Genomic DNA, 17,718 nt, shown 5'->3' on the forward strand with positions numbered 1-17,718 from the left:
TTCGGAATGAGGGTATGGGGCGGCGATGGTACGCCCCAGCTGGATGAGAACTCTTTCACCATCCGGGTCGTTCTATCAACGCTTGTTACCTTCTCAGGTGGGAAGTCCAGTCAGGACTTTTCCGTTCCGGGAGTGGACGCGTCGAACGGGGTCGCTTTTGTCATTCCTAACGGGCCGTACAACGACAGGGACCGACAGTTCGAAACTGAGCTTTTGAGCGGGGTGGCCAGAGTCTACAACCACACGCGAACCTACGAAGCCAGCCTTATTGCGGCCGGCACCATGAGGCTAATCGTTATGAGGTTCAAGTAATGACGTATGGCTTGCAGTTCGTGAACAGTAACAATGTCGTAACGCTCGACTCTGAATATGCCCGACTTATGGTCATCTCTTCGGGCCGATTCAGTCCAACAGAAGAGAGCGGCTTTGGGTCTACCACTTACTTTGCAAGGCCCGTGACGTCTCAGGAGCCGCCTTTAGTATTCGTCAGGCCCGATACAGTTAACAGGGTTGCCGGGCTGTGTCTCATGCGCGTGATTGGTGGTCCGGGAAACTGGACAGGCTTCTACGTCAGAGCTTATGACAATAAGACAGCTCAGCCTAATGGCCGATATTTCGTGGCCGCTTTCGGGGCCCAGGCAGTCGCGGACTTCGGCATGAGGTTATGGGACGGAGCGTCGAGTCTACTGTTCGATTCGGGCACACCGAACGCAATCTTCACTCGCTCATTTCAGAGTTGGAATTATGAAAGATACGATACGTCCGACCAAGGATTTACGCGGATTTACTACAGCGTTCCGTTCAACTTCCCAGAAGACGAGTACCTACTAATAAATTCCTTTGGCATGGGCATGAATTCGGGAAGCGCAATTACACGAGGATTGTATTGCTGGTGGGATTTCCCGCGTTCGAAGCTCTACGCAATAACCTCTGCACCCGCTAATCCGACTGCATTCTTCCTTCCCGCGCTGTTCGCTAAAACGAACTCCTGACGCAACCATATTAAAATGGGTATTCGATATGTCCTGGTACAGAGCGGGCACGGTTTCCGTTGCCCAAAATTCGACAACCGTTACAGGTGCTGCGACCGCATTCGCTGCCAATAGCCGTGTAGGTGACGGGTTCGTGGGGCCCGATGGTCGCGAGTATGAAGTCACCAACATCGCCAGTGATCGGGTACTGTCGATTCTTCCGGCTTACAAGGGTGAGACTGTTGCGGGTGGCACTTACGCCGTAATCCCGATTCAGGGCTACAACAAAGCGACGGCTGATGCGCTGCGCAAGGTGTCCGAGTCGTTCGTAGATGTCACTTCGAGCGTAGAGGCTGCGGCCCAGTCTGCCGCAGCCGCCAACGAGGACCGCCTTGCTGTTGATCTGGCCGCCGATAAGGTAGCGGCGAACCTCGAGTCTGCAGAGCTTGCCGCGCAGACCGCTGGCCAGCATGAGACCAACGCCGCGAATAGTGCGAGTGCTGCAAATCAATCAGCCTCAGCGGCTGGGCAGTCCGAGGCACAGGCGAATCAGTACCGGCAGGCAGCGGCAGCGAGCGCGGCGGCAGCAGCAGCTTCTGAGGGTAATGTTTCCAACAAAGTTAACGTATCTGATATTCAGGACTTACTTACAAGCACTGCTATTAATAAGCCTCTCAGTGCAAATCAAGGGCGCGTGTTAGCCAATCAAATAATCCCCGTCGAGAGAGGAGGGACCGGATCCACAACATCCGCCAGCGCTAGGACAGCGCTCGGCCTAAAATCGGCATCAACAGCGGATATCGTTGGTGTTGTGGCAGACGGTGCAATTATTGAATCTGCCTCGAATTCCAATGGATACTTCGTGAAATACGCTGATGGAACATTGCTTTGTTCTTACAAGGCGGATGGCGTTTCCCAAGCAATAACCGCAAGTACGGGCTCAATTTTTCAAGCGGGGGCAGAATTAACATGGACATACCCAGTAGCTTTCATCGCTCCCCCTATAGTGAACGGTAATGCAAGCCGGAACGACGGCACGGTCATTATTGGATGCTTCATCCGCGCGGTGAGCGCCACTGCAACCTTGTGGCGTCTATGGTCGAGCACTGCCTTCTCAGCGGGCAACGTTAAGGATGTCCTCTTCACTGCGGTAGGCCGATGGAAGGCCTAAAAATAGGTGAGTGTAATGAAAATTATTTTATCGCCTGTACGGCGAGAAGAGACGATCTCGGTTGTAAAGCGAGGTGACGTGCTTTTTGTAAATGGGGAAGAGTTCGATTTCTCTCCAGTGGGCGAGGGCGATACTTTACCCCGGAGCGCAATTGACTCAATTTGGTTCGGTGGGCCAGTAGACCGAGTCGACGGGGAGCTTACCCTGACTATGATTTTACCACTGCCTGGCAACTTCAGCCCTGAACAGGCGTTCCCTACGCCCCTCCTGAACGTACCGGATGGAGATGTTTGGCTTCCTCAGCCTTTGGCCTTAACCGCCAGCGAAGACAAGGAAAGCACCGATGAGCAACATTGACTGGACTCAGATGATTACCAAGGAGATGAAGGAAAAGATCGCAGCGGCTTTGCGTTTGGCGGAGGCCAAGGCCGATCTCGCTTCACGGAACGGAGCAGCGGCTGCTCAGATAGTGCGAATTCAGGATCGAGTTGAAACACTTGGCTACGGGATCGAAAGTGGAGAGGCAACAGGGGAAGACGAAGCCGAGCTTGCTGCTTTAACGATCAGCCTCAAAGCGTGGAAGGCCTACAAGTTCGCGCTGGGCAAGGTGGCCGTTCAGCCAACCTGGCCGCTTGCACCTGTTTGGCCAGCAGCTCCAGCCATTCCAGACATTGCCGCCGATCCATCCGCGATAGCTCCTGAAGCCGTCTAACCGTAAGAGCAGTACCCGCAACCCGCCATCGAGCGGGTATTTTTTTGCCTGGAGAAAAGCATGACCGTATCCGAAAAAGACCGCGACATCCTTGCGCGCACGTTGTGGGGGGAGGCGCGCGGCGAAGGCCTTCCCGGCCAGATCGCCGTGGCGTGGACTATTCGCAACCGCGTCGAAATGGACCTCAACAATGACGGCAAGCCGGATTGGTGGGGTGAAGGGTATAGCGGTGTGTGCCTGAAGCCTTACCAGTTCAGTTGCTGGAACAAAAACGACCCGAACTACCCGTTCCTGTCCGGAGCGAAACAGATCCCTTTCCGCGAACTGGCTCAAGCGCGTATCGCTGCTGACCTGGTGATCGACGGCAAGCAGCCTGATCCAACTAGCGGCGCGACTCACTACTACGCGACCACGATGCCCAAGGCCCCTGCATGGGTCGCGAAAGCCAAGCAGACGCTGAAGCTAGGTCATCACATCTTCTTCAAGGATGTGCCATGAGCCCAGCCACTCAGCTGTACCTGAGGCTGGGCGGCACTCTCATTGTCTTGCTGATCATCGCCGGATCGCTTTACGGAGCGTATAGCCACGGCGTGCACGTCTCTGGCCTGGCATGGCAGGCGAAATGGGAAAAGCAGTTCGGCACCCAGGCGCAGGCCGTAGCAACGACAACCAATGATTACCGAACCGAAGAACAGCGTCGCCAGAAAGCGGCCAACCAGGTGGCTAACGATGCGAGACAAGAACAGACCGCTGCGCTTACTGATGCTGCTATCGCTGACACTGCTGGCGACCGGCTGCGCGTCGAAGCCGGAAAGCTGGCCGCCACCGCAAGTTGCGCCCCCGACGATACCGGCGCTGCCGAACGAAGCAAGGCAGCCAGCCGCGCCGCCATGGTGCTCTCCGACTTGCTCGGCAGGGCTGATGCGCGAGCGGGAGAGCTGGCAAAAGCTTATGACCAATCCCGAATAGCGGGGCTGGCCTGCGAGCGCTTTGTTGATGCGCTCCCCAAACCCTTGATTACCCCTGAGTAACGGAACAATAAGATGGCGACGACCCAGCTGATTCAGAAATACATGGGCCAGACGATGCTGATCGTCAAGGCAAATGGCGGCAGCGTGACCGTCGAAAAGCAGGTCGGTGCAAGCTGGGTGGTGACCGATACCTTCACCAGAGACGGCGGCTACCTGCTGCAGCTCGGCAACTCTTCGACTCGCATCACACCCTCAGCCGGTGCATCCTTCGAGGTGACCCGATGAGCCTTTTGGTCAATCAGGCTCCGCGCCGCCAGCCAATCCGCCGCGGGCTGGGCCTACTTGGTGACAGCTTCTCCGGAAACTGCCATACGATCGCAGCAACTGCGTACGGAACTGAGGCATACGGCTTCGCTTCCATGATCGCGGCGCGCACTGGGTTGTTTCCGAGCTACCTCGACAACCAGGGCAAGGTTAACGACCACACCGGCCAGTTCATGGCACGGCTACCGGCGTGCATAGCTTCGTCCACTGCTGATCTGTGGCTTCTGGTGTCTCGCACCAACGACAGCACCACTGCTGGCATGACCCTGGCCGACACCAAGGCCAACGTGATGAAGATCGTGACGGCCTTCCTGAACACGCCAGGCAAGTATTTGATCGTGGGCACCGGCACGCCACGATTCGGCGCACGGGCGCTGGCCGGGCAAGCGCTGGCCGACGCCATTGCCTACAAAGACTGGGTGCTTAGCTATGTGAGCCAGTTCGTGCCCGTGGTGAATATCTGGGATGGCTTCACAGAGGCAATGACTGTGGAGGGCCTGCACCCGAACTTAGTGGGCGCAGATTTCATTAGCTCCCGCGTCGTGCCGATCATCACCTCCAACTTCGAGTTTCCTGGCATCCCATTGCCAACGGATGCTGGCGACATCTACTCGGCTATTCGCCCGTTCGGCTGCCTCAATGCCAACCCTCTGCTGTCCGGGACTGGCGGCACTCTCCCTGCCGGTGTGAATGCCGTGGCTGGGTCAGTGCTGGCGGATGGGTATAAGGCCGTCGGTTCTGGCTTGACCGGTATCACCACGCGGTGGTTCAAGGAGCCCGCCGCTTATGGCGAGGCTCAGTGCATTGAGCTGGGCGGCACCATGGCGGCAGCAGGTGGCTACGTCTACATGCAACCGGCGGCGAACGTCATCACTAACAGCCTCGCGGCTGGTGACGTTATCGAAATGGTGTCGGCGGTGGATATTGTTGGATCGTCACGTGGCATACTGGCATGGGAAGCGGAGTTGATTATCACCAAGCCGGTCACCGGCACGTCGACCACGTTCTACTACCGGTCGATGGACAAGTACCAAGAGCCGTTCACCATGCCAGCCAACTTCTCTGGACAGCTGGAAACACAGCGCGGAACAGTTGACCTGAGCGAGACGGTGATCACCTCGCGCATGGGGCTTTACCTGGCTGCAGGAGTCGCCCAGAACTCGACGGTCAAGGTCGCGCAGTTCGGGATTCGCAAAGTGTAAGAGTTGGGCTACTTCACTTCCTCTATCAGCTCGCGGCCTTGCTCACCGGGTGCTCCTCGAAATCTTCGACCGGGGAGTAGCATTCCATCACAATTTTCACCGCCCGTTCGGGCGGTAGGTGGTTCATCCCTTTAAACAAGAGGCGTGAGGCTTGCTTCAACCGGCCGTGCCTCGGCGAGGGTCATGTGCGAAAGCGTGCAACCATTCGGTTTAAATTTACGGCCAGTTGCGACAGCTCGCCGCTGGCGGTCAACGTCTGTCGGGTACCCTCACTGCTTTGAAGAGCCAGGTCTCGGATGCTGACCAAGGCACGATCTACCTCGCGGGCGACGTAAGCTTGCTCCTCCGAAGCCGTGGCAATTTGTTGGTTGCGGTCATCAATCATCTGTGCGGCGTCGGTGATCGTCTGCAACGATCGGCCGGCCTCTTCGGCAGTATTCTGGGTGTTATTTACCTCTCGCGTGCTGTCCGCCATTGAGTCCACGACTTCTGAACTGCGTACTTTCATTGAGGAAATCATCACCTCGATTTCTTCTGTTGAGGCCTGCGTTCGATGTGCAAGGGCACGTACTTCATCAGCTACTACGGCAAAGCCGCGGCCCTGTTCGCCAGCGCGTGCGGCCTCAATGGCTGCATTCAAAGCCAGGAGGTTGGTCTGATCGGCAATAGAACCGATCACGCTTAATACCTTGCTGATGTCCTGCGTTTGTCCAGCTAACTGTTGGACTTGCTCTGAAGTTACGTGCACGCGATCTTTCAGAGTGCGCATGGCCTCAAGGGTCTCCCCAACTTTGGCATTGCCCGCTTCAGCCGCATGGGTCGACTCTTTAGCTGCCTGCGAAGTAGACGTCGCATTTCGAGCAACCTCTTCGACCGCCGCGCTCATCTGATTGACTGCGGTAGCTGCCTGGTCGATTTCACTGTTCTGCTGCTGTAGGGTCTGGTTGGCGCTTTCGGTTATCGCGGTCATCTCCACTGCGGCCGAGCTTAATTGCGCTGAGGCCTCAGAAATGTCGGCGATCGTGCTACGCAGGTTTGCCTGCATAGTATTGAGTGCTGCCATGAGGCGGGCCGCTTCATCTGTGCCTTTCACGTCAAGGGACATACGTAAATCCCCATTGGCGATTTCTTCAGCCATCTTCAACGAAGTATTGATGGGCATTACGATGCTGCGGGTTAGCAAGATGGCCAATAGAATAGTCAATGCCAGTGCAACAGCCACCAAAGAAGCGATTACATGATTACTGTGGTCATATACCTCCGTTGCTTGAGTTCCGGCAGTTGTTGCCCCATCAGCATTGTGCTTACGTAACAATGACAGAGCGCTCTGGTACGCTTCTGCCCGAAATTTCTGCTCTGTATTGGCATAATCAACAGCCAGATTATGCTGTGCGCTATCTAGCTGGACGATTTGCGCCAGCCCCTCCAGGAATTTTCCCATGAGCTCGGCGGCAAGTTCGAATTTCTGACGCTCCGTATCATCCGAAAGCAAATTCTGCCGATAGAAATCGGTCCGTTCATTAAGTACGTCACGTGCCTTCGCCAATTGAGCGATTGCCATGGTGCGGGCTTCCGGAGTAGTCGCGGCAAGGAGCCGAATGCTTTCCAGACGTGCCTCCAGCACCGCTATTTGAATGTCATCGGTCGTCTGGATGCTGGCCAACCAGTTTTTTTCGATGTCTTGCTCAGAGTCCCGCAGTTTGCCTAATTGCAGGTAGGCAAACCCACCCAACGCGATCACTAGTAGGGTAATCATGCCAAAACAAAGTGAAGCTCTGGAGGCGATGTTGAACGAGCGGAGATTCATAGGTTGTCCGGAGTATCGAGTGTGGATAGAGAGCTTGCTTTTGATGCTATCTGCTGGTGGTAATGAAACTGAAGTGTTCAGGTGGAAAAAAAACGGGGCCAACGCAAACCTCGTCAAGCTGTTTCAGTTTGATGGATACATGCGCGGTGAGCGAGGCGGATCAGATGAGGTTCTGTAGCAGCTCTTTGTATGTCTGCCTCGCTGTGATTCGTCGACTGTGGATGTGCGGTTGATCAACCGACGGATAACCATATGCCACTGTTAGCGTTCCTGATAATGTGCGGCCGTTTTCCCTCTTCCGTGACCCTTCGATGCTAAAACCCATACTCCTGGTTGAAGACGATCTAAAAGACATAGAGCTTACTTTGTACGCATTAGAGCAGGCGCGCTTAGCGAATCAGGTGGTGATTCTTCGAGATGGGGCCGAGGCCTTGGACTATTTGTATCGCCGCCACGACTTCGCTGAGCGTACTCCAGGCAACCCCTCTGTTGTGTTGCTTGATCTTAAACTCCCGAAGATCGATGGGTTGCGCGTGCTCCAAGCAATTAGATCCGATGAGCAGCTGCAAAATATCCCGGTGACAATGCTCTCTGCATCCAACGAGGAACAGGACGTCAATAGTGCTTATGAGCTTGGCGTGAACTCCTATGTGGTCAAGCCTCAAAATTTTCATCAGTTTGTAAATGCAGTGACTGAATTAGGTGTATTTTGGGCGGTGCTGAACGAGCCACCTCCTGGATCCTCGCGTCCTGCGTTCAGCGAAAAGCATCGTTTCATGCCGGATTAAACGTTGGTGGTCAGATGACTTCCGTAGTGTTGTCCGGCGGGGGGGGCGATCAGCGAATCGAGGTTAAAGCAACAGACTAAAGGTGACATCAGCCTAGCAGGCCACTGGTGCTATCCGCATATCCAATCTGGTTGAAATAGACCCTCCATAGCCCCTATTGTGATGACGTGACGGCGCTGGCTGGGACATCAAGGAGCTAGCCCATGAAGACCTGCATGATCAGTGGTGACCTGTTTTCCGACAGCGCTGCCGAACAATACCCGACCGTTAACTTGTGTGACGAATGCGTGGCCGACGACGCGAAAAGAGAGGGCGAGCAGCATATCTTCGAGGAGGGAGAGTACCAGCCTGACTGCGGTAAAGCCTGTGAGTGGTGCGGCAAAACGGACGAGGAAGAAGCCCTAGCCTGGGTAGAATAACGAGACATTCGTTAAATGGACCCTACAGAAAAGCCCACTCCGGGGCTTTTTGCTGAAGCCTGGATCCCCCCAATGCTTGTGTGTGGATACCATAGATCATGCCTGTGGTTTGGGCATCAATCGACCACAGGGGGCTGTCGTGCGGTTAACGATTACACCCGAACGGCAGGCTAATCTGCGAATGCGCCAACTGCGATGTTAAAGGCGGCGCGGCGCGGAAAGTACTGGTCAGTCGGCATGCTGAAATGGGGCTTCGCCATTCGCCTAGGCGGCGTGGGCAGTCGCTTGCTGGCTGTTCGTTCGCGACGAGAGTAGCCTGACAGCGGTGGGCTGTTTTGCCGAGTCAGTGGGTATCCGGGCTTCTCAGGCACCATGCGGTATGGTTCAAATCCCTATCTCTCCGACGCTGAAGCTGGGGAGTCACTTCTTCAAAGATGCTCCATGAGCAGGATGGTTTGCGGGCAGCCTGCTCGGACAGAGTGGATCCTCTATGAAACCCATACCTTTGCAGGAATGGCAATCCTCGCGGAGTTCGAAGCGGTCACAGCAACTCGAACACTGCCTAAAAATTGAGAATTGCTCCCGCTCCCATAGCGCGACGTAACGGACCATGTCGCCTTCCTCCAGCGCGATCAGCCCTGCATCAATGATTGATCTGTACGTGTCAGGATCATCCAGGCGCTTGATCATCTTCCCGTCAACCAACTTCCCAGTTTCTACAAGCGTGAGTTTTTGGCCAGTCTCGGTGTAAATGTAGCGATCCCTGAAGACGCCATATTGAGCGTAGGTTCTGGTGATAACGGGCCTGTCTCCCTCTGCTTCATGGATCTGGGCGAAGAACTCCATAGGTCCCGGCTTCATACCTGGTTCGTGACGAAATACCCGGTTTCCGCTGAGGCTGCCTGTCTGGACACCGGCTTCGTCGTAGATGTCATAGTCCGCGGCTGGGTTTCTCCAGGCGGGCGGAGCCTCCTCGATGTGATGACAGAACGCGCCAGTTGCCAGCTCAAGCATTTCGAATCGCTCCATTTCGTCGACGCTCCCCATCTTTAATAAGTTGTCAGCAAACCTCATCAGGTACCGGTAGTTGGCACTGGGGTTCGTCCACGCGCTGGGATTCCAAAGGCATCGATACCACTCCTCAGTGTGGCTTGGGGGTTTGACGGGTTGCATCATTACTGCTCGTTATACTGTTTGGATATACAGTAATCGAGTGGCGCGATTCCGGACAGGTCCGAGTGACGAGTAGCACGTTTTGGGGTTTGGTTTAGTTGGCAGAACGCCGGGGAGGTTGGACCAGATTTTGGACCAGTGGTGAGTTTTGTTGGGGGTTGGTGCAGGCTACAACCCCCGTAATTGCGCTCTATAACCCTCAGAGAACCCCAATGCAAACTGCATGGTGATATTCGCTGTGGAGATCAATTACCTTACCTTTCAATAACTTGGAGTTGGCTGGGTGCAGCCGGTACCGATTTGATGCCCGTTTCCGTCTTTGCCCTGGCGATTTTTATCACGGGCCGAGGCCATTCTTTGGGCCATATCTAGCCAGCATCTGCGACGTAAAGAGTCGGATGACTGGAAATGAATGCGGGATTCATGCCGAATTTGGCGCGCATTGTCGCATAGAGTGAGTGGCAGTTGTATGGCAAGCCGGATTAATCATCCATCGCGCGCACTGCGGGCAGGAGCGAACTTGTTCGCGAGGCGGCGTACCGGGTACACCGGCAAGTGAACGGCTAGAGGACGCAGAGCGCAAACAGCGAATTTGCAATGCTCAAAGACTGAACTGCCGCTTTCCCGAAGATGTCTAGTAACCATCGCTTCCACATTCGGAAGCTGTCCCTGGAGTACAGCCCGTGAATATTTTTGAAGCCTTGAGAGAAAGCCATGACCGTCAGCGTAACTATGCCGACATTCTGGTCAAGACCAGCGGTGATAACGCTGAGCGCGTTGAAGCCTACAAACAGCTGAAAGCTGAACTTCAGGCCCATGAAACCGCCGAAGAGCGCTTCTTTTATATCCCTCTGATGGAACACGATAACGGCGTGGACCTGAGTCGCCACGCGATCTCGGAGCATCACGAGATGGACGAGATGATGGAAACGCTGGATGAGACCGAGATGTCCAGCCCCGCTTGGCTGGCTACTGCCAAGAAGCTGTCCGAGAAGGTTCACCATCACCTGAAAGAAGAAGAGCAGAAGTTCTTTCAGATGGCGGGTAAGCTACTCGACGAGAAGCAGAAAGAATCCCTGGCTGGCAAGTACGTCAAGGAATACGAAGAGCAGCTTACCGAAGCGTGAAAACCGGGGCGGGGCGCATGTCTTGTTCATGCGCTTTGCCGGGCGGTGTAGAATCCGCTTTTTTCGCGTTCAAGGAATGTCATGAAACTTCTGATTTCGGCAGTCGCTCTGACGGTGTTGGCAAGTTGCACCTCGCCATCCAATCAGGCGCGGGCTGTTGGCCCTTACAAGACGTATTCGAGTCAGAAAACTGCGGCGGTAGTTGCGCAGTGCATTGAGTATTCATGGCAGGACGAAGCTCTGATGGGGGCTGAGGCCGATGCATTCATGCAATCCAGTGAAAAGGGCTTCACCGTTTACAACACGGGCGCGGAGTTCTTCGTGGATGTCCAGCCTCAAGGCGGTGCAAGTGCGATTCAGTATTACGCGCCGTCTTCAAATCTTGCGACTGAGCGTCGCGGAGCTGCGCTGGCAACTTGTTTGTAAGTATTGACCCGACGTGCAGCGCAAAAAAAGCCCGGCTTCAATAGCCGGGCTTTTTCACGCTCGCACCGATCAATTGTCGGGGGAGCCAGCAGCACCGCCACCGGTGCCGTTAGGGCCGTTCTTGCCAGGGCCACCAGTTTTGCCAACAGCACTGCCAGTGGTGCCGCCATCAGTTGACTTGCCTGCGCCTGAACCTGTGGCTCGACCATTTGCGTCAGCGCTTTTGGTGCTGCCCGACGCCGGTGCTGGGTGAGTACCCGGTGGCATTGCCGAACCCGTCTGGACGCCACCAGTTTCAGGTTTTACAGGACCTGTGCTGGAGGAAGCTGCAAATGCGGAACCAAACGAAAGTGAAAGCAGGCCTGCGAGCAAAAAGTTAGTCGTCTTTGACTTCATCATGGTACGTCTCCAATTTATGAGCGTTACCTGATATTGGTCAGCCACGCCCTTGCAAGAGTGCCCTTGATGGCGACGAACGGTAATGGTGCGCTGGTCAGGTTCAAGGTTCCAGCTTGTTCAACTCGCAATATTCTACCCAGTCCATACCGGCCATCTGCGCCACTTCCCTATGGACCTCACGCCGCTGGCTTTGATATTCCTCTGGGCTGGCAGCGGTGAGCTGCAATGTCAGCTCCCAGGCAAACAGACCCTGACGTTCAGCCTCGGCCTCGAAGGCCTCGTGCAAACACTCTTCGCGGTATTGCTCACGAGTCAGCCCGGCAGCCTGCGCGGCCAGCGGGTTGAGCTTTTCCAGCTCCTGCTGCAGTTCGGGCCGCTGAGACAGGAAGGTTTCCAGCGCCAATGCGTGGGGATGTTCTGCTGTAGCCATTGGATCTCCGTAGTGTATTTCAAGGCATGTCATCAAACAGACCACCGCTGATGATACTCGTTGGTTTTTTTCCATCCAGTGCTGTGGCACACTCGAAACATGTTTCCGCTATTTCAGATTGTATTCCGCTATAGCAGAATAGCCGGCGAGCTTTCTTCCAGTAGACGCAGTCCCTGTAGGCGCTCACCGAGGTTACGAGGCCAGCGATCAAGGTTTGTCTGACACACCGCTATCGCTGACCTCGTAACCTGGGTGAACTCTTACAGGACTCGGTTTAACTCAGATTGTATTTTTACAAGGAGATCTTCATGAGCATCACTCGTTATGGCGCCGGCAGCGTCGCTGGCGGCGGGCAGCCGCGTCCTTTCGCTCGTGCTGTTGAAGCCGACGGCTGGCTCCATGTGTCGGGCCAGGTGCCCGCAGAAAACGGCGAAATCATTGTAGGCGGCATCGTTGAGCAGACGCACAAGACCCTGCAAAACCTGGTCGCGATCCTCACTGAAGCGGGTTATGGTCTTGAAGATGTGGTCCGGGTTGGCGTCTGGCTTGAAGATCCGCGGGATTTCTGGAGTTTCAACAAAGTGTTCGGTGAATACTTCACACCCGAACATGCGCCGGCGCGTGCCTGCGTGCAGGCCAGCATGATGGTTGACTGCAAGGTCGAGATTGACTGCGTGGCTTACAAGAAAAAGGCCTGATCTATAGGCGCTATCCCGGTGTCCATGGCACAGCGCTATCTCGCGGCAAACATTGAATGGGTAGGAGCTGCCGAAGGCTGCGATGGCGGTGTCAGGGTGAATGCTTCGCAGCCTTCGGCAGCTCCTACATAAGTACGCAAGGGTTTCCAGACATGACCGAAGACACCATCAAACGCCGGGCCCGTGGGCTCGATCGGGCGTTCGATATCCTCGACTTTCTCAAGGAACAGGGCAAGCCCATGCGCCCCAACGAGATCGCCAACGGTATCGGCGGCCCCAAATCGACGGTTTATGAACTGGTCGGCTCGCTGCTGGAGCGACGCATCCTGGAGTCCGTGGGCAAAGACGGACATGTCTACCTGGGGCGTCAGTTGTACTTTCTCGGTCAGGCTCACTTGCGTCATTTCGACTTCACCCGCGAGGCGCAAGTCTGCCTGGGCGATATCGTCAGCCAGACCCGCGAAACCGCGCAGATGTGTCTGCTCAATGGCCGCAAGTACACCGTCGCGTTAATGAAAGAGGGTGAGCGGCACTTTCGGATTTCCTCCAATATCGGCGAAAACGCGCCGATTCCGTGGACGGCTTCCGGGCGTTTGCTCCTGTGCCACCTGAGCGATCAGGAAATCGTCGACCTGATCGATGCCGACGACTTTGTGTTGCCCGACGGCCAGCTTCTGCCGCTTGAGACCTTCCTGAGCGAAATCCGCAAGGCGGGTGAGGAAGGCTTCTTTTCCTTCGATAGCGTTGCTGACACCTTCACCCATTGCTTCGCTGCGCCAGTCAAAGACGAACATGGCGTGTGCATTGCAACGCTATGCATCGTTGCTCCGCGAGCCGATGCAAAAAAACACTACGCCGACTACCGCAGAGTGCTGATCGAGAGTGCCAACGGGCTAGCGGCACGCATCAATGATTAATATCCGGGAGACCACCATGACTATTGCAGCTGTAGAAAAGGGCGCCGCCGCTCCAGGCGATCATCTGGTGCGTGATGTAAGTTTGCCCGCGCTGGTAATCCACCGTCAGGCGCTGGATCACAACATCCGCTGGATGCAGGCGTTCGTCACTAACAGCGGTGCTGAACTGGCGCCCCACGGCAAAACCAGCATGGTTCCGGCGCTGTTTCGGCGACAACTGGAGGAGGGCGCCTGGGGCCTGACGCTGGCCACGGCGGTGCAGACCCGGGCTGCCTACGCACACGGGGTTCGTCGGGTTTTGATGGCCAACCAGTTGGTCGGCACGGCAAACATGGCATTGATCGCGGAAATGCTCGCGGACTCGATGTTCGACTTCCATTGCATGGTCGACCATCCGGATAACGTCGTGGCGCTGGGCGAGTTTTTTGCGGCCCGTGGTCTACGCCTGAACGTAATGATCGAGTACGGCGTGGTGGGCGGTCGTTGCGGTTGCCGTACCGAGCAACAAGTCCTGGAACTGGCCGAGGCGATTGCCGCACAGCCAGCTCTGGCACTAACAGGCATTGAAGGCTACGAAGGCGTGATTCATGGTGATCAGGCTGAAAGTGGTATTCGTGCTTTCGCGGCCTCGTTGGTGCGTCTGGCGGTGGATCTGCAGGATCGTGGAGCATTTGCGCTGGAGCGGCCCATCGTTACTGCATCGGGTTCGGCCTGGTACGACTTGATCGCCGAAGCCTTTGACGAGCGCCAGGTACGTGAGCGATTCCTCGGTGTGTTGCGTCCTGGCAGCTATGTCGTGCACGACCACGGCATCTACAAAGACGCGCAATGCTGCGTGCTGGATCGCCGCAGTGATTTGCATGAAGGCCTGCGCCCGGCAATGGAAGTCTGGGCTCACGTGCAATCGATGCCAGAACCTGGCTTCGCCGTGATTGCCATGGGCAAACGCGATGTTGCCTATGACGCGGGCTTGCCAAGTCCATTGCTCTGCTACAAGCCCGGTGTTGTACCGGCGCAAGGCGTGGACGTCAGCGCCTGCAAGGTGACAGCCGTGATGGATCAACACGCATTCATGACCGTCGCGCCGGGATGTGAGCTGAAAGTCGGCGACATCATTGCGTTCGGTTCCTCCCACCCGTGCCTGACGTTCGACAAGTGGCGCAGTGGCTGTCTGGTGGATGAAAACCTGCAAGTCATTGAAAGTTTCGACACGTATTTCTAGCTCGGGAGTCGCACTCAATGAGTGAGCTGATCAGCCATAGTCACCCACGGATCGCCCTGATCGGCGAATGCATGATCGAGCTGCAACAGCATGCCAGCGGCGCACTGCAACAAAGCTTCGGCGGCGATACGCTCAACACGGCGGTTTATATGACCCGCCAGTTGGGCAGCAGTGCACAGGTGGATTATGTCACCGCGCTGGGCGATGACAGTTTCAGTGATGCAATGTGCCAAGGCTGGGCGCAGGAGGGCATTGGGCTGAGCAAGGTGCAGCGTCTGTCTGGGCGGTTACCAGGGTTGTACTGCATTCAGACTGACGCCAGTGGCGAGCGTCGATTCCTGTATTGGCGCAACGAAGCTGCGGTGCGTGACTGTTTCAACACTCCGGACGCTGAAAAGATTCTTGGGGCATTGCCGGACTATGACCTTCTTTACCTGAGCGGGATCACTTTGGCGGTGCTGGGCGAGCAGGGGCGGCAACGTCTGTTCTCAGCGCTGGCTCAAGCGCGTGCTTCAGGTGCCAGGGTGGCCTTCGACAACAATTACCGGCCACGTCTCTGGGCATCGGGTGAACAGGCACGCGAGGCGTATCGTGCGTGTCTGGCCCACGTCGACGTGGCGTTGCTCACCGAGGACGACGAGCAGGCACTGTTTGGCTATACCGACAGCGAGCAATTGTTGAGCGCCTACCGCGAACTGGGCATCAGCGAAGTAGTCGTCAAGCGCGGTTCGCAGAGTTGCCTTGTCGAGTCGGGTGGTGAACGCTTTGAAATTCCTGCTCGACGTGTGGAGCGGGTGATCGACAGCACCGCGGCGGGGGATTCGTTCAGTGCGGCTTATCTATCGACGCGCCTGCGAGGCGGCAGCCCCGCACTCGCCGCCGAAACCGGGCATCGTCTGGCGAGTGTGGTGATTCAGCATCCGGGGGCTTTGATTCCCAGGAGTGTGATGCCGGGTTTGTAGGTGATGCCGCGCGGTCGCGCTATCCGTAGGACCGGCTTTAGCCGGGAGAGCTATATCGCTGACAAGTATCAGCAGGGAATTTACTGGCCTTCTCCCGGCTAAAGCCAGTCCTACAGACCGAATCGCATGCATGAAACACTGTTGTGCAGAGAAATCTTCAATCCCGATAAAACACCTGAACCAGGTGATAACCAAACTTGCTCTTGATCGGGCCATGCACCGTGCGCAGCGGCTTTTTGAAGATCACCTGATCAATCGCGCCCACCATCTGCCCAGGGCGGACTTCGCCCAGGTCGCCACCGCGTTTGCCCGAGGGGCAGGTCGAGTGCTTCTTGGCCAACACATCAAATGCTTCGCCCTTGGCGATGCGCTGTTTGAGTTGTTCGGCCTCTTCGGCGGTTTTCACCAGAATGTGGCGTGCTTGGGCTTTCATGGGGCAGGGGCCTGAAGAAAAAACGGCGGCTATTATCACACAGCAGGCAGGCCTTGTTTCCGAGTATGGCCCGGAATGGCAAAAATACGCGCTCTGTTGCACAAGCAGCCTGATCAATCATTGCGTACCAAGGTGTTCTACCGCCAAGCTATGCGCACTCATCCCGGATCGCGATCCGGTTGAACGTCGCACGAGAGGCGGCCTCTTTCAGTCAAATCATTTGTGCGGTGTTGCTTATGGATTTCCCGGCGTTGTTGAAGACTCTGGCCAGTCAGGATGGATCGGACCTTTATCTTTCTACTGGGGCACCGCCCTGCGCCAAGTTCAATGGCGTGCTCAAGCCGTTGGGCACTGAGTCCCTCAAGCCTGGTCAGGTGGCTCTGGTTGCCGACGGGTTGATGGATGCCGAGCAGAAGCGGGATTTCCATCGAGATCTTGAGATGAACCTCGCGGTGTCCATGGCAGGGATCGGGCGTTTCCGTATCAATATCTTCATGCAGCGCAACGAAGTATCGATCGTGGCGCGAAACATCAAGCTGGATATCCCGCGCTTCGAAGACCTGCATCTGCCTCCGGTGCTGCTCGACGTGATCATGGAGAAGCATGGCCTGGTGCTGTTTGTGGGCGCGACCGGTTCAGGCAAATCCACCTCACTGGCGGCGCTGATCGATCACCGCAACCGCAATGCCAGCGGGCACATCATTACCATTGAAGACCCGGTGGAATTCATTCACCGGCACAAGAAGTCGATCGTCAACCAGCGCGAGGTCGGGGTTGATACCCGCAGTTTTCGCGCCGCGTTGAAGAACACTCTGCGCCAGGCACCGGATGTCATCCTGATCGGTGAAATCCGCGATCGGGAGACCATGGAGCATGCCCTGGCCTTCGCCGATACCGGGCATTTATGCCTTTCCACACTGCACGCCAACAACGCCAATCAGGCGCTGGACCGGATTATCAACTTCTTCCCGGAAGAACGGCGCCAACAGTTGCTGCAGGATCTGGGCAACAACCTCAAGGCGTTCGTTTCCCAGCGTCTGGTCAAGACTCTGGATGGCAACCGCAGGGCGGCTGTGGAAGTCATGATGGGCACGCCGACCATTCGCGACCTGATCCAGCGCAATGAGTTGACTGAACTCAAAGGCATCATGGAAAAGTCCGCGAATCTTGGCATGCAGACCTTCGACGGCGCACTGTTCGACCTGGCAGCAGCCGGTGTTATCAGCGAAGAGGAAGCGCTCAAATACGCCGACTCCCAGAACAACCTCCGCCTGCGCCTCAAGCTGCATGGTGAAGGCGTGACGGCCAACCCCACCGCCGCGCCGAGCGCTCCTGTCGGTACCTCCAGCGTGAACGTGTCGGATTGGGGGTTGGTGGATGAGCGCGATGAGGGTGGGCAGAACTGATTTAATACCGGGCAAGCCCTAATGCCAGTCAGTTAAGGAATTGACTTGTCCATCCACCGAGAATAAAAAACGGGCTCCGTCGATCAGAGCCCGCTCCATGCCCCTTCAGAGCACTTTTCAAGAGATCATCAAACTCAATCCTGTTTCTTTTGAGCGCTTT

General features: G+C 56.1%; 23 protein-coding genes. 18 read left to right on the top strand and 5 right to left on the bottom strand.

The window, feature by feature from the left end; translation table 11 throughout:
- Positions 1–6 precede the first annotated feature (6 nt).
- Genes AO242_RS12490 through AO242_RS12530 form a run of 9 tightly spaced genes read left to right on the top strand, consistent with a single transcriptional unit; the run spans position 7 to position 5,351 of the window.
- Entirely contained in the window at positions 7–312 is a 306-nt protein-coding gene (locus AO242_RS12490) for a hypothetical protein (protein WP_099268913.1), read from the top strand.
- Positions 312–992 carry a hypothetical protein gene (locus AO242_RS29700; RefSeq protein WP_099268914.1) on the top strand — a complete coding sequence of 227 codons (681 nt, stop codon included), beginning with the start codon at positions 312–314 and terminating at the stop codon, positions 990–992. Before AO242_RS12490 ends, AO242_RS29700 begins: the two co-directional genes overlap by 1 nt.
- A gap of 28 nt (positions 993–1,020) precedes the next feature.
- Entirely contained in the window at positions 1,021–2,142 is a 1,122-nt protein-coding gene (locus tag AO242_RS12500) for a hypothetical protein (protein WP_099268915.1), read from the top strand.
- A 15-nt stretch (positions 2,143–2,157) separates the two neighbouring features.
- Positions 2,158–2,499: a hypothetical protein gene (locus tag AO242_RS12505; RefSeq protein ID WP_099268916.1), complete on the top strand. Its 342-nt coding sequence runs from the start codon at positions 2,158–2,160 to the stop codon at positions 2,497–2,499.
- A complete protein-coding gene (locus tag AO242_RS12510; protein WP_099268917.1) occupies positions 2,486–2,854 on the top strand; it encodes a phage tail protein in 369 nt (122 codons plus the stop codon). Before AO242_RS12505 ends, AO242_RS12510 begins: the two co-directional genes overlap by 14 nt.
- Before the next feature lie 60 nt (positions 2,855–2,914).
- Positions 2,915–3,352: a cell wall hydrolase gene (locus AO242_RS12515; protein WP_099268918.1), complete on the top strand. Its 438-nt coding sequence runs from the start codon at positions 2,915–2,917 to the stop codon at positions 3,350–3,352.
- Positions 3,349–3,885 carry a DUF2514 domain-containing protein gene (locus AO242_RS12520; RefSeq protein WP_099268919.1) on the top strand — a complete coding sequence of 179 codons (537 nt, stop codon included), beginning with the start codon at positions 3,349–3,351 and terminating at the stop codon, positions 3,883–3,885. The genes AO242_RS12515 and AO242_RS12520 overlap by 4 nt, the downstream gene beginning before the upstream one ends.
- Positions 3,886–3,897: 12 nt before the next feature.
- The gene (locus AO242_RS12525) at positions 3,898–4,110 is read left to right on the top strand and encodes a hypothetical protein (RefSeq protein ID WP_099268920.1); all 213 of its coding nucleotides are present in this window, start codon (positions 3,898–3,900) and stop codon (positions 4,108–4,110) included.
- Positions 4,107–5,351, top strand: a complete 1,245-nt coding sequence (locus tag AO242_RS12530; protein ID WP_099268921.1) for an SGNH/GDSL hydrolase family protein — start codon at positions 4,107–4,109, stop codon at positions 5,349–5,351. Before AO242_RS12525 ends, AO242_RS12530 begins: the two co-directional genes overlap by 4 nt.
- A gap of 181 nt (positions 5,352–5,532) precedes the next feature.
- On the opposite strand, the gene AO242_RS12535 is transcribed toward AO242_RS12530, so the two are convergent.
- On the bottom strand, positions 5,533–7,158 hold the full coding sequence (locus AO242_RS12535) for a methyl-accepting chemotaxis protein (RefSeq protein WP_099268922.1): 1,626 nt from the start codon (positions 7,156–7,158) through the stop codon (positions 5,533–5,535).
- A 311-nt stretch (positions 7,159–7,469) separates the two neighbouring features.
- Here AO242_RS12535 and AO242_RS12540 point away from each other — a divergent pair, with 311 nt between their 5' ends.
- Entirely contained in the window at positions 7,470–7,946 is a 477-nt protein-coding gene (locus AO242_RS12540; RefSeq protein ID WP_099268923.1) for a response regulator, read from the top strand.
- A 203-nt stretch (positions 7,947–8,149) separates the two neighbouring features.
- Positions 8,150–8,365 (top strand): hypothetical protein, encoded by a 216-nt coding sequence (locus tag AO242_RS12545; protein ID WP_099268924.1) that lies wholly within the window; start codon positions 8,150–8,152, stop codon positions 8,363–8,365.
- 420 nt (positions 8,366–8,785) lie between these two features.
- On the opposite strand, the gene AO242_RS12550 is transcribed toward AO242_RS12545, so the two are convergent.
- Positions 8,786–9,541, bottom strand: coding sequence for a hypothetical protein (locus AO242_RS12550; protein WP_099268925.1), 756 nt, complete (start codon positions 9,539–9,541; stop codon positions 8,786–8,788).
- A 680-nt stretch (positions 9,542–10,221) separates the two neighbouring features.
- Here AO242_RS12550 and AO242_RS12555 point away from each other — a divergent pair.
- Together AO242_RS12555 and AO242_RS12560 are read left to right on the top strand one after the other, a co-directional pair.
- Positions 10,222–10,665, top strand: a complete 444-nt coding sequence (locus tag AO242_RS12555; RefSeq protein ID WP_099268926.1) for a hemerythrin domain-containing protein — start codon at positions 10,222–10,224, stop codon at positions 10,663–10,665.
- 81 nt (positions 10,666–10,746) lie between these two features.
- Positions 10,747–11,091: a 2-oxoacid ferredoxin oxidoreductase gene (locus tag AO242_RS12560; protein WP_099268927.1), complete on the top strand. Its 345-nt coding sequence runs from the start codon at positions 10,747–10,749 to the stop codon at positions 11,089–11,091.
- Between the two features lie 69 nt (positions 11,092–11,160).
- Here the strand turns inward: AO242_RS12560 and AO242_RS12565 are convergent, their stop codons facing one another.
- Both AO242_RS12565 and AO242_RS12570 read right to left on the bottom strand, forming a co-directional pair.
- On the bottom strand, positions 11,161–11,490 hold the full coding sequence (locus AO242_RS12565) for a hypothetical protein (protein ID WP_099268928.1): 330 nt from the start codon (positions 11,488–11,490) through the stop codon (positions 11,161–11,163).
- Between the two features lie 100 nt (positions 11,491–11,590).
- Positions 11,591–11,920, bottom strand: coding sequence for a DUF6388 family protein (locus tag AO242_RS12570; RefSeq protein WP_099268929.1), 330 nt, complete (start codon positions 11,918–11,920; stop codon positions 11,591–11,593).
- A gap of 308 nt (positions 11,921–12,228) precedes the next feature.
- On the opposite strand from AO242_RS12570, the gene AO242_RS12575 reads away from it, so the two are divergent.
- The 4 genes from AO242_RS12575 (at position 12,229) to AO242_RS12590 (ending at position 15,719) form a co-directional block, all read left to right on the top strand.
- Entirely contained in the window at positions 12,229–12,618 is a 390-nt protein-coding gene (locus AO242_RS12575; RefSeq protein WP_027899441.1) for a RidA family protein, read from the top strand.
- Positions 12,619–12,770: 152 nt separating this feature from the next.
- On the top strand, positions 12,771–13,535 hold the full coding sequence (locus tag AO242_RS12580; protein ID WP_099268930.1) for an IclR family transcriptional regulator: 765 nt from the start codon (positions 12,771–12,773) through the stop codon (positions 13,533–13,535).
- A gap of 16 nt (positions 13,536–13,551) precedes the next feature.
- Positions 13,552–14,757, top strand: coding sequence for an amino acid deaminase (locus AO242_RS12585; protein WP_099268931.1), 1,206 nt, complete (start codon positions 13,552–13,554; stop codon positions 14,755–14,757).
- A gap of 17 nt (positions 14,758–14,774) precedes the next feature.
- Positions 14,775–15,719, top strand: a complete 945-nt coding sequence (locus AO242_RS12590; RefSeq protein ID WP_099268932.1) for a sugar kinase — start codon at positions 14,775–14,777, stop codon at positions 15,717–15,719.
- A 157-nt stretch (positions 15,720–15,876) separates the two neighbouring features.
- Here the strand turns inward: AO242_RS12590 and AO242_RS12595 are convergent, their stop codons facing one another.
- Complete coding sequence (locus AO242_RS12595) at positions 15,877–16,152, bottom strand: peptidylprolyl isomerase (protein ID WP_017133756.1); 276 nt, start codon at positions 16,150–16,152, stop codon at positions 15,877–15,879.
- 236 nt (positions 16,153–16,388) lie between these two features.
- Between AO242_RS12595 and AO242_RS12600 the strand changes: the two genes are divergently transcribed.
- Positions 16,389–17,558 (top strand): PilT/PilU family type 4a pilus ATPase, encoded by a 1,170-nt coding sequence (locus AO242_RS12600; protein ID WP_099268933.1) that lies wholly within the window; start codon positions 16,389–16,391, stop codon positions 17,556–17,558.
- The last annotated feature ends 160 nt before the right edge of the window (positions 17,559–17,718 follow it).

The sequence above is a fragment of the Pseudomonas sp. ICMP 561 genome, from assembly GCF_002699985.1.
In the GTDB taxonomy this organism is placed as follows: domain Bacteria; phylum Pseudomonadota; class Gammaproteobacteria; order Pseudomonadales; family Pseudomonadaceae; genus Aquipseudomonas; species Aquipseudomonas quasicaspiana.